The organism is Candidatus Cyanaurora vandensis (assembly GCF_013285555.1).
Taxonomy (GTDB): domain Bacteria; phylum Cyanobacteriota; class Cyanobacteriia; order Gloeobacterales; family Anthocerotibacteraceae; genus Cyanaurora; species Cyanaurora vandensis.
The window spans coordinates 1-16,201 of sequence record NZ_JAAXLT010000168.1; the positions used below are offsets into that span (position 1 = coordinate 1).

A 16,201-nucleotide genomic window follows, 5' to 3' on the forward strand; every position below is an offset into this window, starting at 1 on the left:
CCCTTGTTGGCCCATCGTAATTTTTTGGTGAGGTCTTTTTTATTTTCTCACTTTCACTAATCTTCAGCAATTAGGATGCAATTAATCGAGGTGCCCTCAAGTATTACCTGACACTACACCTTGGATAGTCTGTCCTCGTCGCTTACTTGTGCTAGGCAGAGAAAGAGCTGGAGCAAGAACGCATCAGAAAAACTCAGAAGCCAAAGCTTTACAAATTCTGGGCTATCCTTCTGGCACTAGAATCGGTGTTTGACCAGAAGTGAAAGTAAAGTATAAAGAGACAGTTAATGACTTACTAATAACATTTGATTACACATTTGATTATATTCTCATGCCTATCGGCCCAGGCAACTACTAAGCGAAATTGGCCTGCGCTACATCGTGTTTTCGAGGCGGGTGGTTACACCATAGTCAAGAGAGGAGGTGAGTATTATGTTGAGGATTGTCCAATGGGAATCCCAAATATCATTGAGATAATGACCTCAAGCACATCTGGGGGTAACAAAAATAAAAGAACTACTATTCCCATGGCATTTGAGGATGCAATACTGCGTGGGACTCACGAAGCTCCTAGCATAAATTATCGACAAGTCTGGGCACGAATGGCAAGTCAACTCATTGCCAAGAGTGAAATCGCGCTCAATTGGGGCGGTAAAACTATTTGGATAGTCCAAGATGTGTTAGTTGAATACATATCTGCCACAGCCGCTCTGAACGTACGTCATTTTCTCAATGAGAATACATCAGAAGTGAATCTACTCAGCTTTTCTTACGAAGAATTTTTCCATAGAGTGGAGGGAGTAATAGACCTTTTCCAGGCTGAGCTATTTGCTGGTCCCATATCATCCATCCCAAAGGATGCACCAAAGCCGGAGCCAAGTTTTCAGGACATTATTCGTTCTCCAATTTGTCCGTCATTACCATTTTTGATAGGGCTACTGGCAAAACGCAGCCCTACAAACCAAGTTATAGTACCGTGATAAAAGTGTTATGTGAGCATAGTTCACCAGCCGTAGCGCCGGGCTTCGAGCAGAGCACGGGCTTTGGTGAGAGTTTCTTCGTATTCCAGAGCGGGGATGGAGTCAATAACGATGCCCATGCCCAAAACGCTCTGGCATAGTCAAAATTCAAATGCGCTTGATGGACACCCCACCTTAAGAGAGAGCGACTGTGGGGAAAATATGCTTAAATTTCAAGGGAAGCTAAGTTTTCTTGCGGGAATGTTAAGAGGACGCATTTTTTCCTGGGGATCACGGAGGACCTGCCTAAGATACAGGCGGGTCTACGTTAGCTGCTGTGTGAAGGTTGACTTACGGTAGGGAAACCATGGAACTCGCTTATCAACTCGCTTGGCTCATTCCCCTTTACCCGCTCCTGGCGGCGACCATCGTTGGTTTGGGGTTGGTTTTTTTTAAAGAAGGTATGGCCCGCCAACGGGTTTTTGCCGCTGGGCTGAGTATTGGACTGATTGGGGTGGCTCTACTTCATTCCTTGGTTATCGCTGCCGGAGCCTTCGTTGCCCACCTGAAACCCTTTACTTGGACAGCAGTGTGGGCACAGGCGGGGACTTTCACCCTCAGCATGGGCTACGTGGTGGACAACCTCGCCGCGCTGATGCTGGTCATCGTCACCAGTGTGGCCTTCTTAGTCATGATTTACTCCCATGGCTACATGGACCACGACCCGAGTTATGTCCGGTTTTTCGCCTACTTGAGTTTGTTCTCATCCTCAATGCTGGGGCTGGTTATCTCGCCTAATTTGGTGCAGGTCTATATTTTTTGGGAGTTGGTGGGGATGTGTTCCTACCTCCTGATTGGCTTCTGGTTCTATAAAAAAGGCGCGGCGGATGCTTGCCAGAAGGCATTTGTCGTCAACCGGGTCGGGGACTTCGGCCTGTTGTTGGGGATTCTCGGTCTTTTTGCCATCACCCAGTCCTTTGAATTTAATACGATTGCCGAGGTCCTGCGGGAGCGACTAACGGCTGGTGAAATTTTTGGCGGGGCCTTGACTGTGACCATACTTTCAATCCTGGTTTTCCTCGGTCCCATGTCAAAATCCGCTCAATTCCCCTTACATGTCTGGTTGCCCGACGCGATGGAGGGTCCCACCCCGATTTCTGCTTTGATCCATGCGGCGACGATGGTGGCGGCGGGAGTTTTTTTAACGGCCCGGATGTTCCCGGTCTTTGTGGGTAGCCCCGAGACGATGGGCTTTATTGCTTGGATTGGCGGGATTACGGCAGTGGTGGGGGCGACGATTGCCCTGACTCAGATGGATATCAAAAAAGGTCTCGCTTACTCCACGATGTCTCAGTTGGGTTACATGATCCTGGCGATGGGGCTGGGGGCCTACGGCGCGGGGTTATTTCACTTGATGACCCATGCTTTTTTCAAAGCAATGCTCTTTTTGGGGTCCGGGTCGGTCATTCACTCAATGGAGGGGGCGGTCCCGGCGAAGTATGCCCAGGATATGCGGGCCATGGGCGGTTTACGGAAGTTTATGCCGATTACCTCCGCTACATTCTTTATTGGTTGTCTGGCAATTTCGGGGATTCCGCCCCTGAGTGGGTTTTGGTCTAAGGACGAGATCCTTGCTGCTGCTTACCTAGCAGGCGTGGAGGGAAATACCTCGGCAATCCTGCTCTATTTGATGGCGGCAGCCACGGCGTTCATGACGGCGTTTTATATGTTTCGGATGTACTTCATGACCTTCGAGGGCGAGTTCCGGGGCAATAAACCCGAGGTCTTGGCGGGGATGGACCAAGCCGATGCCCAGGGAATGCCGATTTTTGCTTACCCCCAAGGCGCGAGTTTCGGTCCCGGCGCGATGCACACGGCGGAACTGGACCATGGGCAGGATGGACACGATGACCACGGACACGGCGGGCATGACTTCCATGAGCCTCACGAATCCACTTGGGCGATGACCTTACCTTTGGTCGTCCTCGCGGTCCCGTCGGTGTTGATTGGGTTTGTCGGGCTACCCTGGGCGAACCTTTTTGAAGAAAGTATTCATCCGCCCGAGGAGTTTGTAGCGCATGGCGAACACGTTTTTGAGTTGAATGAATTCCTGTTGGTGGCGGGGGTCTCGACGGCCCTCTCGGTGATTGGGATCGCCTTGGCCTACTACCTCTACCGCCTGAATCCGGGCCTACCCGCGCAACTGGCGGCGAAAGTCCAGCCCTTGTACCAGTTCTCCCTCCGTAAGTGGTACATGGATGACCTCTACGAAGTGCTTTTCGTCCAGGGTTCACGGACGGTGGCGAAGGCAGCCCTGACCAATGACCAAAAAGTGGTGGATGGGGTGGTCAATGCCTCCGGGTTTGCCACGATTTTTGCCGGGGAGGGCCTGAAGTACCTAGAGTCGGGCCGCGCCCAGTTTTATACCCTGATTGTGTTTAGCTCCGTAGTCGTCTTGGTCTGGCTGTTGGGTCTGTTGTAGGAGACGGCGATGTTCCCTTGGTTAAGTGTGATTGTGCTTTTGCCCTTGGTGGCCTCGGTAGTCATCCCGTTTCTATCAGAGAAAGACGGCGGTAAACAGATTAAATGGTTCACCCTAGTCGTCTCGCTGGTGGACTTCCTGTTGATGGTGGCGGCTTTTTACCTCTATTACGACCCGACGAATCCAGGGATGCAGTTGGTGGAGCGGTATGTCTGGATTCCCCAGATTGGCCTGGAATGGTCCGTGGGGGTGGATGGACTCGCCATGCCTCTGTTGTTATTAACGGGGTTCATCACGACCTTGGCGGTGCTGGCCTCTTGGCCCGTCACTCTGCGGCCCAAGTTCTTTTTCTTTTTGATGCTGGCGATGTTGACGGGGATGGCGGGGGTATTCCTGGTCCAGGACATGATCCTGTTCTTCCTCTTCTGGGAACTGGAACTCATCCCGGTCTATTTGCTCCTTGCCATCTGGGGCGGCTACGGACGGCTCTACGCGGCGACTAAGTTCATCCTCTATACCGCCCTCAGTTCGCTCTTTATTTTGGCGGTCGCCCTAGCCCTCTATTTCCAGGCCGGGACCTTCAACATGGTGGAACTGAGTAATCAGGTCTATCCTTTCGAGTTGCAAATCCTTTGTTTCATCGGGTTATTCATTGCCTACGCAGTGAAACTGCCGGTGTTTCCCTTTCACACTTGGCTCCCGGATGCCCACGGTGAAGCTACAGCCCCGGTCCATATGCTCTTGGCGGGGATTCTCCTGAAGATGGGCGGTTACGCACTGATTCGGATGAATGTCGGCTTTTTCCCAGATGCGACTCAATACTTCGCGCCGGTCCTGATTGGCTTGGGGATCATCAATATTATTTATGCCGCCTTGACCTCCTTTGCCCAGGGCAACCTCAAGCGCAAGATTGCCTATTCCTCGATCTCTCACATGGGGTTTGTCCTGATTGGGATTGGCTCCTTGACGGAGATTGGCATGAGTGGGGCGATGCTCCAGATGGTCTCCCACGGTCTGATTGGGGCCTCGTTGTTCTTCCTGGTCGGGGCGACCTATGACCGCACCCACACGTTGATTCTCAAGCGCATGGGCGGGATTGCTCAGAAGATGCCCAGGATCTTTGCGATGTTTACGGCCTGTTCCTTTGCGTCCTTGGCCTTACCGGGGATGAGTGGCTTTGTGGCGGAGTTGATGATCTTTGTGGGCATGGCGACCAGTGATGCCTACAGTACGGAGTTCAAGACCGTGGTGGTTCTCTTAGCAGCGATTGGGGTGATTTTGACCCCGATTTATCTGCTCTCGATGCTCCGGGAAATCTTCTACACCAAGATTAACCACGAGTTCATCCATGAAGAGGACCTGATTGATGCTGAACCCCGCGAGGTCTTTGTAATTGCGGCCCTCCTCGTCCCTATTTTCGGGATTGGTCTCTATCCGAAATTGACCACGGACCTCTACGACGCAACCACTACGGCTTTGGTCCAGACCAACCGCGCCCGTCTAGAACCCAACGCCCAACAAACAACTCCTTGGCGTTTGGTCTACAGTCCCAACTACCCCAACAAACCCGAGCAGGTGAGCCAGAAACCCTAGGGATATTGGAATTTACAAGGGGCTTAGTACGCTAGGCCCCTAACACAAGAGGTACAGAAAGAAGAACGCAATTTTTATTCTAAAGTCGTCTATAGCGATAAATCAAGGTAATTGGGTTAAATAAAGTGTTTAGTGATGTTTGCCTTAGCATTGGGTACTATGTTTTCTAGAAGTTATTCTTACACAAGAAGAAGCTTTGCAAATCAATCGGAGCGAAATGTGGAACGACGTGAAATTCTGATTGCTACAAAGACCTATCCTTCAATTAGTAGGAAGTATAAAGAAACTGTTTGTACAGCGGGAGTCCTACTGGATAGTGATGGCAAGGCAGAACAGTGGATTAGAATCTATCCAATTCGGTTTCGAGGATTAGATTTAGACCAGCGGTATGCTAGGTGGTCAATAATCACTGCTGAGATTGAGAGAAATGATAGTGACTATAGAGTAGAGAGCTATCGAATTGAAGACTCTTCTATAGAAGTTTTACGAAAAATTGATACTAAGTCAGCTTGGGAGGAGAGGAAGTCTTTTGTTCTCCCTGTACAGTTTAATTGTATTGCTGATATGAAAAAGCAGGGGAAGTCTCTTGGTTTAATTAAACCTCAGGCCGTAGTCAAATCCTTTGTGAGAGAAACTGATAGGAAATGGAGTCAGAATCAGCAGGCAACTGTGGCACAATTAGATATATTCGAGCCCTCTGTACAACTCGATAAAATTCCTTACCAATTTGGCTATGAATTTGTTGAATCTGATAATACTCCCCACAAGTTTTCTATAAGTGACTGGGAAATCATGCAGTTGTATCGAAATTGTAAGGATAAATCGAAAATGTTAACACAGGAGGGTAAAGAGAAAGAAGCAGTCGAAAAGGTTGTTGAAAAATTAGAAACTTTTCGTACTAAAAATGAGTTATATTTTATAGTAGGGAATTTGAAAAGTCACAATCATGTATTCATGATTATTGGACTTTTCTATCCACCAGTGAAAAAACAGGATGGGAAAGGTTCAGATGAAATGTCAGGACGACTCTTTTGAGAGATGCATACTTACCTTCGGTTATGGAAACCGATCCAATCATTTGGATTTTACAAACTATCTTCATGCTTTTAACGTCGTATGTGTTGTTGATGTTAGATTAACTTCCCGAGCGTGGAGTAGAAAGTGGTATGGGGAGGAGATAGAAAAAATTTGTCTGCAAAATAACGTTAGCTATATTTCTATGAAATCACTTGGAAATACATCAGGTACGAGAAAATGGATTCCTTCAAATTTCGAGGAAGCACAGGAGGATTTGCAAAAACTGTCTATGTTAGTTACAAAAGGAAACTTTCTATTACTTTGTGCTGAACTCGATTCTAGTGCCTGTCATAGAACTGACGTAGCATTAGAGTTAGGGACGTTAATGCAAATTCCTGTGAAGCACCTTAGATAGTGTTTTTAAATCTTGAGTTGATTAGAAATGGCAATCAACGTGCAATCTGAGGTTCTACCCATGGTTACTGACGCTGAACTCATCGTTGATGCACTCCCGAAAGTTATCGAGACCGAAACGGAGTACGAGCGTTTGCTGGAAAAAGCGAAAAGGCTGATTGACTTGGGAGAGGACATTAGCCCAGCGCACGAAAAACTCTTGGATTTACTAGTTTTTCTCATTAAGAAATATGAGGATGTGGCTTATCCCATTCGAGAAGCCTCTGCTCAAGAAGTCCTCCTAGAGTTGATGGCAGCGCGGGACCTGAGACAGGTGGATCTCCTCTCTGTTTTTGGTTCTAAGGGAATTACGTCCGAGGTTGTTAATGGCAAATGAGCAATTAGCAAAGCTCAAGCTAAGGCCCTGGGTGAATTTTTCCACGTCTCTCCAGCCGTTTTTCTCTAGTTCGTACTGCTTCTGAACATTTCTTATCGCCGTCGCCAGACCAGCAATAGATGATCCCCTCCTGCCGCATAGGGCCAATAAGCACCAAGGGCTAAGTCGAGGGTCTGGGCGAACTGGAACCAACCGACCCGAGGCGCGACCCAGCCCTCACTGTAAATCGGCGGGACCGCGACCCCAATCCCAACCTGGGCCACCGCCTCAAACCACGGGGCAAAACTCGTCACCAATTCCTGCCGAGTGTGATAGAAAGTCTCCACATAGCTCCCTGGGGCAATCGCCACGGCAACGGGACCACCCCAGCGGCGGGCTGCCTGGGAGAAACGTCCCCGCAAGCCGTAGCCCAACAGTTCCCACAGACAGTACCGCCCAAAAACCACGATGATCAAAGGTGCGCCCGGTTTCAGTCGTCCCGCGAGGGTCTGGGCTAATTGGGGTAGGTCGCCTACACAGTTGAGGGCCGCAAAATTAGAAAAACACCCGTCAAACCTCTGGGTCAACCCCCCACAGTCCTCCGCCCTCAAAACCTGCCCAGTCACCTGTGTTAACCCTAGTTCACGCGCTTTGGTCAGCGTAGTCTGGACCATTGTGGGCGCAGGGTCTGTCGCATGGACCGCCACCCCGTGCTGGGCCAAATGCACCGCATCCACCCCCGTCCCACAGCCGAGTTCCAAAACATGATTGGGAGCGATGAAAAAACGGTCCAACCAGACCCAGACTTGTACTCGTTGCCACCGCGCCACCGTACCCACGGTAAGTCGGTCATAATCCGCTGCGATACTTTCAAAAGTCATCCGATTAACAGTAGGGCATTACATCTATACCCTGTTCTGCCAGGAGGTTCAAGGCCCGAAAGCGGATACCCACCAACTCATCGTAGAGCGGGTTAATCTTACACATTGGCGGGATATGGACCTTGTAGCTAAAAAATTGAATATCCCGTTCAAAGGGACACTGGGCCGGGATCATCCGGCAGAGGAAACGGGCCATCCGCGTATCCCGGACTTCGAGTCCTTCTAGCCAGTCCCGCAGGGGTTGTAAAAAAGTAGCGCGGGCGGTGGGGAAAAGATTGGTCGCCACAGGTACCTCAAATTGTGTGTCGGTCGCTAGGGTTGAGCGCAGGGTTTCGAGCATGGTGCTGTTCTGACCTAGGGCCGTGCAGAAACGGTACAACAATGCATCCTCGGCTGCCGTGTAAAGGCCGTCAGCAACCGCAACCAAAATAGCAGTACGCAGAAAGTCCTCAGTCGTCCGGGGGTCCTGCCCAAGAGCCTGGGCGAGTTCCTCCGGTGTGATAACCGCTAAATTAGTGAGATCTGCGGTAGTACCCAAAGCCCCTTGGGTCAAGGTTTTGATGGATTCTTGTTCCTGAATGGTAAAGTCGCCATCCGCCCGAGCTACGGTCAACAATCCACGTAGCCAACTGTGAACTAAGGCTGTGGGATACATCACCTGAGTCAGAGCCATTGCCTAACACCCATTCCCATGCAGTCATTCATAAATTTATTTTATTGATTACGACAAGGGAGTAATTGTATAATCTGTTACAGTTTTACCCTAGGAAACCTTAAAATAAGCTGATCATACTCTAGAAAAGCGCAACTGTACTTCAATCCTCCCTAGGGTAGAGTACAAAAAACAAACTGCTATACACAAAAGAAAAAACAATTTATGGTTAACGATGAAAGCATGGAATTTATCACATGACCTATCGCAACTCCGCGCTAACAGTGCGATCTCGATGGTATATAAGTTTTTGGCAGAGTGTCCTCGGTGGGTTTGTGCTGTGCTGGTCAGTCAAAGCTGCTCCCCAGACCCTCCCGCCTGAACTAGAGCGACAGGTCCGGCAGGGTACGCTGACCCGTCAAGAGGCTCTGCTACTCCATAAACCACCGGGTCCAAAAATCCTGAAGTCAAGACTGGACACGGCTCCCGCCCCACCCACAACTTATATCCCGACCATGGACCCCACGCGGGTAGATTGGTTGATTGCCTCAGACTGCCAAGGCCAACGCCTCACCGGATTCATTCGTAATGCTGGGAATCGGACGATGGACGACGTAGAAGTAACGGCCTATTACCTGGGGGGAAATGGCGGCGAGTATGTCTATGTGGACGACCAACCCCTGCGTCCGGCCCGCCTGAAACCCAATGATGACGGAAGTTTTACCTTCAAGATGCCCGGTAGCTGTATAGCGGGGACCAAAGTCGAGGTCACGCGCTACAAGGCTATCAACTAACCCTCCCAATCTGGGGCGGTCGGGTATTCTTGAGGCAAGTCCGGGGAGGTTGGGGTGAAGCAATGGCTGCTTGGGCTGTATTTGTTGGGCTGGGGGGCGTGGCCCTGCGGGGCTGAGTGGAGTATGACCATGGATGTGACCATGCAAAAAGGGCAGCCCTACGTTCCCCTCGTGATGATGGCTCGCTCCCTAGGCTTGTCCTATCAAATTAGCCCCGAGCCGAGTTCATTACTCTTTAGTTACTCGGGGCGGCAGGTCTCCATCAGTGGCAACATGGTGATGCTGGTCAGCGAACAGTTAATTCCCCTCAGTGTCCGTCCCTACTGGCAGGGTCAGGAGTTGTGGGTACCCCTGGATGCCATCCAGAAGATTTTTTATGCCAGGGTGAACTGGCACGTCCGCACCCAGGAAGCAGTTTTTACGGTGGACTAGGGTGTGCTGTTGAGCAGGATGGAGAGATCATTGGAACTCCGGTTTGCCGTGGCGACATCGGGCTTACCATCGCTATTGAAATCTCCCACGGCCACGGCGTAGGGACGGAAGCCTTGGACGGCAAAATCCTGGCGTAGAGGCGGTTGCAGACCTTGATTACTCAGGACAGTCACTGTGTAGGCTCCCTGATTTGCCGTGATGATATCCAACTGACTATCCCCATCGAAGTCCGCCAATTTCACGTCCACGGGAGAGTTCCCCGTCCGCACCTCCAGGGAAGGCGCGAAGGTGCCGTTCCCCTGATTAAACAGGACCGAGACATTGTTAGAAGCAGAAGAGGCTGACCCGCCATTACTGGTCACGAGGTCCAAGTCGCCATCGCCATCGAGGTCCCCAGCGGTGACAGCGTAGGGTTGGGTGTCCACGGTGTAGGTTTGGCGGGTGGGCGGATTCGTAATTCCCTGGTTGGTAAGGGTGACCAGCTCGTTGTTGGGGTAATAGAAGCCCCCACCGTTGGCTGACGCAATATCTTGGTCACCATCGCCATCGAGGTCGCCCGTAATTACCCCCTGAGACCGTCCGCCGACAAAGGGCTTGCGCTCACCCCCGAAACTGCCTTGACCGTTGTTAAATAAAACCGAAAGGTCCCGTGCGTAATAATCACCGCCATTGCCAATCACCAAGTCCAAGTCCCCATCGTTATCTAGGTCGCCGAGGGTCACATCCCCCGGATCACCCGTACTGGGTACCCCCCGGACCGGACCAAAAGTAGCATCGCCGTTGTTAAACAATAGGGATTCGCCCTTGACTAGGTCCAAGTCCCCATCCCCATCTAGGTCCCCGATGGCAAGGGGCTGGGGGTCACGGTTGGCGTTAATCAGACTTGCCAAGGTGAAGGTACCATTACCATCATTTTTGGCAATCGCCACCACCCCGGTCCCGCCGTAAGGACCATAGCAACTGGCTAAATCCAAGTCTCCATCGCCATCCAGGTCCCCGGTCACAAGGGAGACGAGTTGCGGACCCACAGGCAGCAGTTGGGGCGGGGCAAAACTGACCTGGGCTTGGACTGAACAAGCTAGTGTCAATGTCAATGTGGCAGCGAGAAGGACAGGAACAAGGCGATGGATTTTCATGGTTTTTCTCGAACTTATGACGCGAGCACCATAGCATGTTAAACAAATTTGCTCATGTCGCCTCGGTAACACACCACATTTAGGGGTTTCACTAATTTTTAACGCTACCACTTGACGAGAAGACCATGAATTCCTACAGTAATTTTATGCAAAAGCGTACATATACACGGCCTAACCCGAACCTCAGGGTCGTTGTGGGGGGGCGTTCGGGGCGGCGGATCAATCCTTGGCGGTTGGGGCTTTTTAGTGCTGGGGTGGTAACGGCTCTAGCTCTGGGTCTGTGGTTCATAGCTCCTTCCTTGGCACCCAGCCGCGCTCCCTTTGGACCGGACTCCACGGTGCGGGCAGACTTGCCGTTTACCTTAGGCCGTCCTGATCCCACGCTTGTCCCTCGGTTACAGACCTTGACCAGTCTGCCCCGATTGCGGACGGGGGTTTTTGTATTAGACCTCCAGAGTGGTGCGTTTGTCACCCAGGGCGATGATGTGGCTTTTGCAGCGGCGAGTACGATTAAGATCCCTGTTTTGTTGGCCCTGCTTCAGGATGTAGACCGGGGGTTGGTGGATTGGAATGAATCGCTGACATTGAATGCCACTGTCCGGGTTTCGGGTTCGGGCTTTTTACAGTATCGGCCCTTGGGGACTCGACGGCGGGTCTGGGAAGTGGCGGGACTCATGATTACTGAGAGCGATAATGCGGCGACTGAGATGCTGATTGCTCGGTTAGGGGGGCGTGAACGGCTCAACCAACGTTTTCGCTGGTGGGGGCTCAACCATACCGCGCTTCGTTCGCCGTTACCAGATATTGCTGGGACGAATACCACGAGCCCACGGGATCTGGGGATGACCTTGGCTCTTTTAGACCGGGGGGCGGGTTTGAGTCCTTGGACGCGGGAGCGGGGATTGGACTGGCTCAAGCGGGTAACGAATCGCTCGTTATTCCCGACGGGGCTGATGCGGGTGGAACCCAGTGCCCGGATTGCCCACAAGACCGGGACGATTGGGATTGCGCTGAGTGATGCGGGGTTGGTTGACTTGCCCAACGGGAAACGATATATCCTGGCGGCGATGGTGGAGCGGCCCCGCGAGGACCGCCGTGCGGTCAAACTCCTGCAAGATATTTCAACTTTGGTGGCTCAGGTCTGGTCTGCTCCGGCTAGTACCCCGGCTCTAACTGACAGTCTAAGCCGTCCTCTACCCCCAGCCCCTCCCCAATACCCTGCTGGACACAGGCGTGATGGGGTAGAGGAACAAGAATAAAGAACGCTCTTCTGTCTTCGTGGTCTTGGTCCCCACTACGTGGGGCGGAGGGACCTCTTAGCCTGCAAGGGTCCCGGAGAGTTCCGGGAGACTTACTAAGCTTCCCGCGAGACCGACTAAAGTTTCCGTGGCTCTGGCAAGATTTCCGCAAGGCCAAATAAGTTTCCCGTGGGGTCTACTAAAGTTCCCGCGAGGTTTGCAAGACTGACTTGGGGCTTACAAGATTTCCGTGGCCCCTACAAGATTTTCACAAGGCTTGCAGATATTCTCCAACATCCCCAACATCTCCAACATCCCCAACAGCCTACGAGGACAGGAACCTTAGGTTCCGCCCTCGTGCTCCCGCCGACCCGTGAGGGCCGCGCACGGCCCCCACACCCCCGTGCAACTAAAGCTCTCCCCGAGGACGGGAGAAGGGTTTATCCGGTTTAACTGCTCTTTAAATAGCTGAACTACTTAATTACACCCCGTCCTCTAAACGGCTTTCTCTGCCTTCTGCCTTGGTCCCCCATTTATGGGGCGGAGGGGCCTCTTATACTTGAGCGGCAATTGGAGTTTCAAATGGACGCAGAACAACTCTTGACGATCGCCCGACGGCTGGGGGCGGACCAAGCGGAGGTCTATGCTACGACTAGCACGACGGAGGGGGTGGAGTTTGAGGCGAATCGGCTTAAACAGGTCGAATTCACGCAAGAAGAGGGCATTGGCCTGACGGTATGGCTGGGTGAACAGACGGGGATCAGTGTGGCCTACGGTGCGGTGGACCCGGAGACCCTAGTCCAAAAAGCTCTCAATGCGGCGCGGGTGGCCCCAACGACCGGGGTTTTGTTTAACCGCGACCGACAGTACCTACTTGTTCCTGAACCCGCGACTGACTCTCCTGATTTGAGGGCTTGGGGTGAGGAACTGCTGGCGGGAATACGCACACCTCTACCCCAACTTATCGTCCAAGCTGGGGCCGAGCGGGAGACGAGTACCCTGCGGCTGGTCAATTCGGCTGGGTTGGATGGCTGGTTTGAGACTACGGTTTATAGTGCTTCGCTGGGTGCGGAGTGGGTGCGGGGGGAGGATGTTTTGCAGGTTTACAGCGGGGATACGGTGCGCTCGGGCCGTCCTGACTTGGCGCGGATCATTGCGGAATGTCTGCAACGAGTTGCTTGGGCCACTGAGACTGCCCATGCGCCCACGGGCTCTTACCCGGTGCTATTTACAGAGCGGGCGGTGGACCTGTTGTGGGGTCCGGTGGTGGCGGCCTTGAATGGGCGGTTGATGCAACAGAAAGCCTCACCCTGGACGGACCGGCGGGGACAGTTGGTCCTCAATCCATGCTTGACCCTGACCCAGGACCCGGACCAGGGACCGGGGGCCTTACCGTTTGATGATGAGGGAACGGCGACGCAACGGCTGGACTTTGTGGCCCAGGGGGTCCTCCAGCAGGTTTATACGGACCTCAGGACTAGCCGGGAACTGGAGATGACCACCACGGGGAACGGGTTTCGGGGGAGTCTGGGGAGTTTTGCCACCCCGGATTTGGTGAATTTAATCGTGACGAGTGGGGACCATAGTTTTGACCAACTACTTAAGCGGCTGGACCGGGGCCTTGTTGTAGACCAAGTACTGGGTAATGGCGCGGGGTTGGCGGGGGATTTCTCCGTCAATGTCGAGTTGGGCTATTGGGTCGAAGAGGGGGTCATTCAGGGCCGAGTTAAGGACACGATGATTGCAGGGAATGCTTTCACGCTCCTGGCGGGGGATTTGCTATTGGGCCAGCCCGGTCAGTGGCAGGGGGAGTTGTGGGTCCCTGCCCTTTTGGTGCCGGGGGTGCAGGTTAGCAGTGATTCCGAGTGAAGATGACGCATAATCAGGTCAAGGCTTGGCAGGATTGCGGTGCTTTCAGGAGGCGTTTATTATCTGGTGGCATTTTTGTGTGCGGCGATGGTCGTCCTCTGGACCACCCCCGCTATCCGTGCGGTCGGGCTAAAAAGTGGTCAGGTGGACCTGCCTGACCCGCGTAAGGTGCATACCCAGCCGATGGTCCGCTTGGGCGGGGTTTCCATTTTTACCGGGGTGACAACGGCCCTCCTCCTAGTCTGGAGTCTGGGGTGGTTCGGGATCTTGCCCCCGGCGGCGGAGTATGAGGTCTGGGGGGTCACGATTGGTTCGGTGCTGATGTTTCTGGTCGGGTTGAGCGATGACCTGTTCTCATTGCCTGCTGTCCCCCGGCTTTTGGCTCAATTTGGGATTGCGACGGCGGCTTGGAGTGTCGGGGTCCAGATTGAGGCGGTGTCCTTGCCCGGTGTCGGGGTCTGGCAGTTGGGGATTTTGAGTCTGCCGATTACGCTGATTTGGTTGGTGGGCGTAACCAATGCCATTAACTTTATTGATGGCTTGGATGGTTTGGCGGCGGGGGTGAGTGGGATTGCGGCGGCGGTGACGTTGATTGTGGCTCTGTTGACGCAGCAGTGGGCAGCGGCGTTGATTGCGTCGGCCTTGGCGGGGGCGGCCTTGGGCTTTTTGCGCTACAACTTCAACCCGGCTCAGATCTTTATGGGAGACGGCGGGGCTTATTTTTTGGGATTTATGTTGGCGGGGTTATCGGTAATTGGGGTGGTGAAACTGGTGACGACCGTGGCGATTATCGTCCCGCTCTTAATTTTGAGTGTCCCGATTGTGGACACCACTTCGGTCATTATTCAACGCTTGAGTAAGGGCCTGTCCCCTTTTAAACCCGACCAACGTCACCTCCACCATCAACTTTTGAAAGTCGGTCTCTCCCACCGCTTTACCGTGTTGACGATATACGCGCTGACGCTGTGGGCGGGCTGTCTGGCCTTGGCGGTGAGTGGACTCCCGGCGGGTTGGACCTATACAGCGGGGGCGACGGTGCTGTTGGGGTATGTGGGCTGGGTGGCTTGGCGACGGACTGTGGAGCGTTGATGCAAGCTGTCTACCGGATTTTGGATGCCAATTTGGACCGGGCGCGTGAAGGACTGCGGGTGATTGAGGAGTGGTGCCGGTTCGGGTTGTCAGACATCCGGCTGAGTGAGCAATGTAAAGTGTTGCGGCAGGAATTGGCTCCCTGGCATACCGACACCCTGCGGTCCTATCGCGATACGCCCCACGACCTCGGCACGGCTTTGACCACCCCTCAAGAGAACATCCGCCGCGACGTCAACCAAGTCCTCCAAGCGAACTTGGCGCGGGTCCAGGAGGCGTTACGGGTTCTGGAGGAGTACGGCAAGCTCTACAACCTAAATTTTGCCCAAGCGATGAAGCAGTACCGTTACCGGGTCTATACTCTGGAGCAGAGTCTAGTCCCCCAGGACCGCCGGGAACGGTTGCTTAAAAGTCGTCTCTATCTCGTTACGAGTCCCGGTCCCCAGTTACTCGCCATCGTTGAAGCGGCGTTGAGTGCGGGCTTAACGCTGGTTCAACTGCGCGAAAAAGAAACACCCGTCCGTGAGATTTTGCGCCTAGGCCATGCGCTCAGAGAGCTTTGTGACCGCTATGGGGCCTTGTTCATTCTCAATGACCGCCCCGATCTCGCCCTGGCTGTGGGTGCTGATGGGGTCCACTTGGGTCAAGAGGATGCTCCAATTGCGGTGGCCCGTCAAATCCTGGGTCCGACGGCTCTGATTGGACAGTCTACCCATGCTCCTGAGCAGGCGCAACGGGCAGTGATGGAGGGTGCGGATTACATCGGTCTGGGTCCAGTTTATGCTACGCCGACCAAATTGGGACGGGCCGCCGTGGGTCTGGAATACGTGCGGTACTGCGCTGAGCACATCACGCTGCCTGGCTTCGCCATTGGTGGGATTGATACAACTAACTTGGCTGAGGTCCAAGCGGCGGGGACAAAACGGTTTGCGGTCGTCCGGGCCATCATGGACGCACCGGACCCCAAAGCCGCAACCCTAGCTCTCTTGGCCCCCTAGCCTTACTCGGAGCGGGCCAGTCTTTGTCAAGTTTGAGCAACTTATAATGAGGTCATAATTCCTGGTAGTACGCACAGTGGTGGCTCAGCCTCACTCACACACCTTACCCAGCACTGCTCACCTCCCCTGCTCGGATGATACTCCTGTGGATAATGAGGACCAAAATCTACGCCCCAACCTGCTGTTGTCACTGCTGACTAGTCTCTGGGCTGAACGGATGGATTGGTACTTTGGCGTAGATATGGCGGTCTATCACACCACCGGCATTAGCCCTAAGGTGCCCGTGGTGCCC

Annotated in this window: 15 protein-coding genes and 1 pseudogene; 13 read left to right on the forward strand and 3 right to left on the reverse strand. The window is 53.2% G+C overall.

The window, feature by feature from the left end; genetic code table 11:
• The first annotated feature begins 602 nt into the window (after positions 1-602).
• The 6 genes from HFM78_RS11755 to HFM78_RS11775 all read left to right on the forward strand — a co-directional run bounded on the left by HFM78_RS11755 (position 603) and on the right by HFM78_RS11775 (position 6,841).
• Positions 603-980 (forward strand): hypothetical protein, encoded by a 378-nt coding sequence (locus HFM78_RS11755; protein WP_287129636.1) that lies wholly within the window; start codon positions 603-605, stop codon positions 978-980.
• 346 nt (positions 981-1,326) lie between these two features.
• The gene (locus HFM78_RS11760; protein WP_287129637.1) at positions 1,327-3,441 is read left to right on the forward strand and encodes an NAD(P)H-quinone oxidoreductase subunit 5; all 2,115 of its coding nucleotides are present in this window, start codon (positions 1,327-1,329) and stop codon (positions 3,439-3,441) included.
• Positions 3,442-3,450: 9 nt separating this feature from the next.
• A complete protein-coding gene (locus tag HFM78_RS11765) occupies positions 3,451-5,034 on the forward strand; it encodes an NAD(P)H-quinone oxidoreductase subunit 4 (protein WP_287129638.1) in 1,584 nt (527 codons plus the stop codon).
• A gap of 219 nt (positions 5,035-5,253) precedes the next feature.
• Positions 5,254-6,069 (forward strand): hypothetical protein, encoded by an 816-nt coding sequence (locus tag HFM78_RS11770; RefSeq protein ID WP_287129639.1) that lies wholly within the window; start codon positions 5,254-5,256, stop codon positions 6,067-6,069.
• A complete protein-coding gene (locus tag HFM78_RS16365; protein WP_396035031.1) occupies positions 6,044-6,466 on the forward strand; it encodes a DUF488 family protein in 423 nt (140 codons plus the stop codon). Before HFM78_RS11770 ends, HFM78_RS16365 begins: the two co-directional genes overlap by 26 nt.
• 60 nt (positions 6,467-6,526) lie before the next feature.
• Positions 6,527-6,841: a type II toxin-antitoxin system HigA family antitoxin gene (locus tag HFM78_RS11775; RefSeq protein WP_287129640.1), complete on the forward strand. Its 315-nt coding sequence runs from the start codon at positions 6,527-6,529 to the stop codon at positions 6,839-6,841.
• Positions 6,842-6,933: 92 nt separating this feature from the next.
• Here the strand turns inward: HFM78_RS11775 and HFM78_RS11780 are convergent, their stop codons facing one another.
• Together HFM78_RS11780 and HFM78_RS11785 are read right to left on the reverse strand one after the other, a co-directional pair.
• Positions 6,934-7,701 carry a bifunctional 2-polyprenyl-6-hydroxyphenol methylase/3-demethylubiquinol 3-O-methyltransferase UbiG gene (locus HFM78_RS11780; RefSeq protein ID WP_287129641.1) on the reverse strand — a complete coding sequence of 256 codons (768 nt, stop codon included), beginning with the start codon at positions 7,699-7,701 and terminating at the stop codon, positions 6,934-6,936.
• A gap of 4 nt (positions 7,702-7,705) precedes the next feature.
• A complete protein-coding gene (locus HFM78_RS11785; protein WP_287129642.1) occupies positions 7,706-8,374 on the reverse strand; it encodes a Mo-dependent nitrogenase C-terminal domain-containing protein in 669 nt (222 codons plus the stop codon).
• Positions 8,375-8,610: 236 nt separating this feature from the next.
• Here HFM78_RS11785 and HFM78_RS11790 point away from each other — a divergent pair, with 236 nt between their 5' ends.
• Both HFM78_RS11790 and HFM78_RS11795 read left to right on the forward strand, forming a co-directional pair.
• Complete coding sequence (locus tag HFM78_RS11790; protein ID WP_287129643.1) at positions 8,611-9,147, forward strand: hypothetical protein; 537 nt, start codon at positions 8,611-8,613, stop codon at positions 9,145-9,147.
• Between the two features lie 54 nt (positions 9,148-9,201).
• Complete coding sequence (locus HFM78_RS11795; RefSeq protein ID WP_287129644.1) at positions 9,202-9,579, forward strand: stalk domain-containing protein; 378 nt, start codon at positions 9,202-9,204, stop codon at positions 9,577-9,579.
• Here HFM78_RS11795 and HFM78_RS11800 read toward each other — a convergent pair.
• Positions 9,576-10,715 carry a VCBS repeat-containing protein gene (locus tag HFM78_RS11800; protein ID WP_287129645.1) on the reverse strand — a complete coding sequence of 380 codons (1,140 nt, stop codon included), beginning with the start codon at positions 10,713-10,715 and terminating at the stop codon, positions 9,576-9,578. The two genes, HFM78_RS11795 and HFM78_RS11800, sit on opposite strands and share 4 nt — an antisense overlap.
• Positions 10,716-10,861: 146 nt before the next feature.
• Here HFM78_RS11800 and HFM78_RS11805 point away from each other — a divergent pair, with 146 nt between their 5' ends.
• From HFM78_RS11805 to HFM78_RS11825, 5 genes and pseudogenes are all read left to right on the forward strand, one after another.
• Complete coding sequence (locus HFM78_RS11805) at positions 10,862-11,974, forward strand: serine hydrolase (protein WP_287129646.1); 1,113 nt, start codon at positions 10,862-10,864, stop codon at positions 11,972-11,974.
• A gap of 561 nt (positions 11,975-12,535) precedes the next feature.
• Complete coding sequence (locus HFM78_RS11810) at positions 12,536-13,822, forward strand: TldD/PmbA family protein (protein WP_287129647.1); 1,287 nt, start codon at positions 12,536-12,538, stop codon at positions 13,820-13,822.
• Positions 13,823-13,909: 87 nt separating this feature from the next.
• Positions 13,910-14,911: a glycosyltransferase family 4 protein gene (locus tag HFM78_RS11815; protein ID WP_396035034.1), complete on the forward strand. Its 1,002-nt coding sequence runs from the start codon at positions 13,910-13,912 to the stop codon at positions 14,909-14,911.
• The gene (locus HFM78_RS11820) at positions 14,911-15,909 is read left to right on the forward strand and encodes a thiamine phosphate synthase (RefSeq protein WP_287129649.1); all 999 of its coding nucleotides are present in this window, start codon (positions 14,911-14,913) and stop codon (positions 15,907-15,909) included. Before HFM78_RS11815 ends, HFM78_RS11820 begins: the two co-directional genes overlap by 1 nt.
• 76 nt (positions 15,910-15,985) lie before the next feature.
• Positions 15,986-16,201: pseudogene (locus tag HFM78_RS11825) on the forward strand (hypothetical protein); the annotation flags it as partial.